This window comes from Burkholderia sp. E168m23, assembly GCF_016586125.1.
In the GTDB taxonomy this organism is placed as follows: domain Bacteria; phylum Pseudomonadota; class Gammaproteobacteria; order Burkholderiales; family Burkholderiaceae; genus Burkholderia; species Burkholderia orbicola.
The window spans coordinates 1-6,088 of sequence record NZ_BCPP01000397.1; the positions used below are offsets into that span (position 1 = coordinate 1).

The 6,088-nt window shown below is 68.4% G+C and carries 8 protein-coding genes; all 8 read right to left on the reverse strand.

Annotated elements, in window-relative coordinates; translation table 11 throughout:
• Window positions 1-816 (reverse strand): AAA family ATPase (locus JMF90_RS20135; protein ID WP_201325353.1); only part of this gene is annotated, 816 nt, incomplete at its 3' end.
• Between the two features lie 42 nt (window positions 817-858).
• Window positions 859-2,031 (reverse strand): mechanosensitive ion channel family protein, encoded by a 1,173-nt coding sequence (locus tag JMF90_RS20140; RefSeq protein WP_011549637.1) that lies wholly within the window; start codon window positions 2,029-2,031, stop codon window positions 859-861.
• A gap of 89 nt (window positions 2,032-2,120) precedes the next feature.
• Window positions 2,121-2,477 (reverse strand): Rap1a/Tai family immunity protein, encoded by a 357-nt coding sequence (locus tag JMF90_RS20145; RefSeq protein WP_011549636.1) that lies wholly within the window; start codon window positions 2,475-2,477, stop codon window positions 2,121-2,123.
• 121 nt (window positions 2,478-2,598) lie between these two features.
• Window positions 2,599-3,309, reverse strand: coding sequence for an ankyrin repeat domain-containing protein (locus tag JMF90_RS20150; RefSeq protein WP_006478608.1), 711 nt, complete (start codon window positions 3,307-3,309; stop codon window positions 2,599-2,601).
• Between the two features lie 43 nt (window positions 3,310-3,352).
• Window positions 3,353-4,132: a TatD family hydrolase gene (locus JMF90_RS20155; protein WP_006478607.1), complete on the reverse strand. Its 780-nt coding sequence runs from the start codon at window positions 4,130-4,132 to the stop codon at window positions 3,353-3,355.
• A 141-nt stretch (window positions 4,133-4,273) separates the two neighbouring features.
• Window positions 4,274-5,302 (reverse strand): DNA polymerase III subunit delta', encoded by a 1,029-nt coding sequence (locus tag JMF90_RS20160; protein WP_011549635.1) that lies wholly within the window; start codon window positions 5,300-5,302, stop codon window positions 4,274-4,276.
• Between the two features lie 19 nt (window positions 5,303-5,321).
• Window positions 5,322-5,942 carry a dTMP kinase gene (gene tmk / locus JMF90_RS20165; protein ID WP_011549634.1) on the reverse strand — a complete coding sequence of 207 codons (621 nt, stop codon included), beginning with the start codon at window positions 5,940-5,942 and terminating at the stop codon, window positions 5,322-5,324.
• Window positions 5,942-6,088, reverse strand: a 147-nt coding sequence (locus tag JMF90_RS20170; RefSeq protein WP_201325354.1) for an endolytic transglycosylase MltG, incomplete at its 5' end; no start/stop codon positions are given. The genes tmk and JMF90_RS20170, both read right to left, overlap by 1 nt.

Sequence of the window (6,088 nt, forward strand, 5' to 3'; positions counted from 1 at the left end):
CGCGAAGCGGCCGCGGCCGCCCGGATTGTCGATCTCGACCGACGCGCCGGGAAACGCGTCGTCGATCGCCGCATCGAGCGCCGCCGCGTCGCCGATTTCGCGGATCGTCTGCAGCGCGGCGGCCAGGTCGGCCCCGTCGTCCGCGAGCACCGGCGTATGGGTGCCGATGTGCGACTGGCGTGCCGGCGCCTGCGCATCGGTCCGGAAATGGTCGTAGAAGCGCCACGAGCGAATCCGTTCGCGCACCGCGATCATCTCGGGCGCCCCGGTCGGATCGGCGAACTCGGTCATCATGCTGTCGAAGCTCGCGACCGGCTGCGGAATCGTCTGCCAGTCGCCCGATGCGGTACGCGCACGGATCTGCGCGCCCTGCCGGTCGACCAGCAGCGTGGACGGACGCAGCAACGCGCCGCCCCAGATGCATTCGCGCTTGACCACCGGATCGAGCGCGAACTGTGAGCGGCTCGGCAGCGGCAGGCCGAGATCGATCGCATAGCCGAAATCGTCGCACGCGAAGCCGAGCTTCAGGCTCACCGGCCCCTTGCGCACGGTGCCCGTCACCGGCACGTCGCCCGCCAGCATCGCGCGCGAGAAGCGCTCGGGGCCGGCCCACAACGTCGACGGCAAGCCGCCCTCGCGTGCGAGCGACGGGATCACGCGGCCCTGCGCGGTGTCGGCGAGCAGCCGCAGCGCGCGATACACGCTCGATTTGCCGCTGCCGTTCGGCCCCGTCACGACATTGAGCGCCGCGAGCGGCACGATCAGCTCGCGCAGCGAGCGGTAATTGGCGATGGCGAGCGTCTTCAGCGCGGTCATGACAATGGGAAACAGGGAATGGCCGCAGGACTCGGGCCGCGTTCAGCGGCCGTCGACGGCCTGCGGGTCGGCTGCGGTGTTGGCCGCCGTGCTGGCGGCGGGCGATCGCGCGTGCGGCCTTTCGGGATTCGGTGCGTCCGGCGCGGATTCGTGCGGATACAGTTCCATCCGGCTGCGCGGCAGGCATTGCGGATAGCGGTGCTGCAGATACGCGATCAACCCTTCGCGCACGCGGCAGCGCAGATCCCAGCACGACGACGAATCGGCCGCGCTGACGAGCGCGCGCAACTGCATCGTGCGCTCCGTCGCATCGGTCACCTGCAGCACCTGCACGCGACCGTCCCACTCGGGCGCGGCGTGGACGAGCCGCGCGAGTTCCTCGCGCAGCGGCGCAAGCGGCGTGCGGTAGTCGACCGACAGGTAGACGGTGCCGATGATCTCCGCGCTGCTGCGCGTCCAGTTCGTGAACGGGTTCTCGATGATCCACTGCAGCGGCACGACGAGGCGCCGCTGGTCCCACAGCCGCACCGACACGAACGAGCCGGTGATTTCCTCGATGCGCCCCCACTCGCCCTGGATCACGACCACGTCGTCGAGCCGAATCGGTTGCGTGAGCGCGATCTGCAACCCGGCGATCAGGTTGCCGAGCACCGGCCGCGCGGCGATACCGGCGACCAGCCCTGCCACACCGGCCGATGCCAGCAGGCTCGCGCCGACCTGGCGCACGTTGGGGAACGTCATCAGCGCGGCGCCGGTGCCGATGATCACGATCAGCACCATCACGGTCCGCACGAGCACCTTGGCCTGTGTATGGACACGCCGTGCCTGAAGGTTGTCGGCCGTGTCGATCGGATGGGCCTGGATGATCGCGTCGCCGACGCCGGCCGCGAGCCGTACCAGCAGCCACGTGAGCGACACGATCGAGCCGACCGCGGCCGCGGTGCGCATGCCGCGCACGAACGACATGCCGTCGTCCGCCTGGACCCACACGAATTCGAGCGCCAGCAGCGCCAGCACGACGAGCGACGGCTTGTCGATGTAGCGCAGGATCGCGCTCATCAGCGGATACGGCTGCGCGATGCGCTTGACGATACGTGCGCCGAGGCGGTGCACGACCGTGACGACCAGTATGACGATGACCGACACGCCCAGCGTGCCGAGCCACGAATGCAACGGCGCATCGGCGATGCGCTGCAGTTCCTCGATTGAAATCATCGGCGCCCTCGAGTGATGAAGCGCACAGGCTTCGTCCTGGATGCGTCGGCGACGTCCGGGCCATGCACGCGCCCGGACACGGCGTCAGATCAGTTGCCGTTCCTGCAGGGAAACGCCTTGCCGAGACCGAGCGACACCGCGGTGCTCGCGTTGTAGTCGGCCAGCTTTGGATTCTCGGCGATGTACTTGCGCACCGCGTCCGTCATCTGTTGCGCCCGGATGTCGGGCGGCAGGCAGAAGTACTGGCCGACGCGCGGCCCCGTGGTGCCGCCGATCGCATCGATCGTGTTGTAGACGCCGTCGGCGGCGCCTTCGATATAGGCCGCGCACGACGCCCGCGACTTGACGTCCGTCTTCGCGCACAGCCGGTCGAGATCCGCGCCCGTGAAAGCCGCCGCCGACAATGGCACGGCAAACGCCGCGGCACAAAACATTGCGCGCAACATGGTGTTCCTTCTTATGTCAATGCGGCCCGAGACCGCCTGCTGCCCTGGCTGGTGCGGCGCCGGATGCCCGGCGCCGGCCGGAAGCCGGCCCGGCGGACAGGCGCCGCCGCACCAAAAAACGTTATTTTGCACTCTTTTGCGCATCTGCCGGCGTCGCCGCACCGATACGCGTCGTCCGCTTGCTCAGGATCTCGATCGCGTCCGGCGCGTTGTAGTGCTTCGCGAACTCGAGCGCGGTGATGCCGAGCTGGTTCTTCACCTGCGGATCGGCGCCCTGGTCGAGCAGCAGCGTGACCGTCGACGCATGGTTGCCGCGCGCGGCCATCATCAGCGGCGTCGTGCCGTTCGGCGACGCGGTGTCGATATACGCGTCGTGGTCGAGCAGCACCTTGACGACCGCGTCCTGGCCGTTGGTCGCCGCGTAATGCAGCGGCGCCCAGCCCTTCTTGCTGACTTCCGCGCCCTTGTCGATCAGCAGCTTGACGAGCCCGAGGTCGCCGTTCAGCGACGCGAGCATCAGCGCGTTTTCGCCGGCCTTGTCTTCCTTCTCGAGATCGACGTTCGGCGTCGTGGCGATCGCGGCCGCGACCTTGTCGGATTTCTCGCGGGCGGCGATCACGAGGATCGGGTCGCCGTTCGGCGCGAGCGTGTTCGGATCGAGCTTGCCGCTCTTGAGCTGCTTGCCGATATCGGCGATGTCGTCGAACTTGACGGCCTTGACGATCGCGTCGAGCGACTCGGCATGCGCGCCGGCGGCGGCGAACAGGCCGCTCGCGACGAATGCGGCGGCAACGAGTGCGCGTTTGGGCAGATGGTTGGTCGGCTTCGTCATTGTTGTGGGCTCCTTCCCTGGGTTGTCGGCTGCGCGCCCGTCGTTAGCGGGCGATCTTGAACAGCCGGAAAAAGTTCTGCGTCGTCGCATCGGCGAGCGCCTCGACGGCGACACCGCGCTCGGATGCGATAAAGCGTCCGACATGGCTGACGTACGCAGGTTCATTCGGCTTGCCGCGATACGGCACCGGCGCGAGGTACGGCGAGTCGGTCTCGATCAGCAGCCGGTCGAGCGGCACGCGCCGCGCGACGTCCTGCACGTCGGTCGCGTTCTTGAACGTGACGATGCCCGACAGCGAGATATGGAAGTTCTGCGCGAGCGCCTGCTCGGCGACCGGCCACGGCTCGGTGAAGCAGTGCATCACGCCGCCCGGCACGTCCGCGCGCTCCTCGGCCATGATCCGCAGCGTGTCTTCCGACGACGAACGCGTGTGGATGATCAGCGGCTTCATCGTCGCGGTCGCCGCGCGAATGTGCGTGCGAAAACGTTCGCGCTGCCATTCCATGTCGGCGATCGAGCGCCCTTCGAGGCGATAGTAGTCGAGGCCGGTTTCGCCGATCGCGACGACCTTCGGGTGCGCGGCCAGCTCGACCAGCTCCGCGAGCGTCGGCTCGCGCATGTCCTCGTGATCGGGATGCACGCCGACCGATGCGTACACGTTGTCGTGCGCTTCGGCGATCGCAAGCACCTCGGGCAGCGTCTCGAGATCGACAGACACGCACAGCGCATGCGTGACGTCGTGCTCGCGCATGTTCTCGAGAACGGCCGGCAGGCGGTCGGCCAGGCCCTTGAAATTGATGTGGCAGTGAGAGTCGACGAACATCGTGTTTCCTGAATACGTGAGACGGGCGCTCATGCGCCCGCCGGCATGCGGCACCGGGCAAGGTGGGCGGGCCGGCCGGCCACGGTCGCGCCCCCGCGTGATCCGCTCATCATTTCGCAACCCATCGGAAACAATGCCAGATCAAGCGAATATTTCCCGATATCCGAGAAACAATTCCTCGAATACGAGCCGCGCGTTGAGCGGATGGTTCTCGACCGTCCGCTGCCGCGTCACGGCTTTCATGAAGCGCGCGAATGCGTTCGCGTCGACCGCTTCCGCGCAGCGCGCCAGGGCCGCCGCGTGCGTCGGGAAGTAGCGCGGCGCGCCGGCCATCCGCTGCGCGAGCAGATCGTACAGCCAGCGCTGCAGCCAGCCGAGCACCAGCGGCACCGGCAGCTTCTGCAGCGTCTCGCCGCAGGCGAACGGATCGCACGCCGCACCGGCGGCCAGTTGCCCGAGCGTGTAGTCGCGCAGCGGGCGGTTCTCGTCGCTCGCGAGCGCCAGCGCGGCGAGCGGCGCGCCGCCGGCTTCGGCAAGCAGCGCGCTGGCGTGGTCGACGCCCTGCGCCGCGAGCCACGCGGCGGCGGCCTCCGGCGCCGGCACCGTCATCGGCCACTGGCGGCAGCGGCTGATAATCGTCGGCAACAGGCGGTCGATGCGCGCCGACACGAGCAGGAACACGACGCCGGCCGGCGGCTCCTCCAGCGTTTTCAGCAACGCGTTCGATGCAGCGACGTTGAGCGCCTCGGCCGGATACAGCACGACGACGCGCGCGCCGCCGCGGTGCGAACCGACCCCGCAGAAGTCGAGCAGCGCGCGCACCTGCTCGATCTTGATTTCCTTGCTCGGCGCACGGGTCTTCTTGCCGCCTTCGTCCGCGTCGGCCGGCTTCGCGTCGTCCGCCGCGCCCGGCGCCTCGCCCGCCAGCGCCTCGGGCAGCACGATCCGGTAATCGGGATGGTTGCCCTGCGAGAACCAGTTGCAGGCCGCGCAGGTGCCGCACGGCTCGCCGTTCGGCTGCGGCGATTCGCACAGGAAACCCTGCGCGAGATGCTGCGCGAACTGCAGCTTGCCGATCCCGGCCTGACCGTGCAGCAGCAGCGCATGCGGCCATTGCGCGCGCAATTGCTGCAGGCGGTTCCAGTCGTCGGTTTGCCACGGATAGATCATGTGGTGCGTTCCTTGCGGGTTACAGCGCGGCGAGCACGCGTTCGAGCTGCTGGCGGATCTCGGGAATCGATCGCGTCGCGTCGACGATCGCGAAGCGGTGCGGCGCCTCTTCCGCGCGCCGCAGGTATTCGGCCCGTGTACGCGAGAAGAACGCGTCGGACTCGCTTTCGAACTTGTCGGGCATGCGCACGGCGCCGCGGCGCTCGCTCGCGACTTGCGGCGCGACGTCGAACAGCACCGTGAGGTCGGGCTGGAACCCGCCCTGCACCCAGCGCTCGAGCGTCTCGAGCTTGTCGCGCGGCAGCCCGCGGCCGCCGCCCTGGTACGCGAACGTCGCGTCGGTGAAGCGGTCGGACACGACCCAGTCGCCGCGCGCGAGCGCCGGTTCGATCACGAGCGCGAGGTGCTCGCGCCGTGCGGCGAACATCAGCAGCGCCTCCGTTTCGAGATCCATCGGCTGGTTCAGCAGGATTTCACGCAGTTTCTCGCCGAGCTGCGTGCCGCCCGGCTCGCGGGTGACGACCACTTGCCGGCCGGCCGCCGCCAGCCGGCCCTGGAGACGTTCGCAGAACCATTGCAGGTGGGTGGTCTTCCCCGCCCCGTCGATGCCTTCGAACGTGATGAATTTACCGCTCGCCATTATTGACCTCGTATGTATTTATCCACGGCCTTGTTGTGGTCGCCGAGCGTGTCCGAGAACACGCTCGTGCCGTCGCCCTTCGCGACGAAATAGAGCGCGCTCGTCGGGGCCGGATTGATCGCCGCCTGCAGCGCGGCGACACCCGG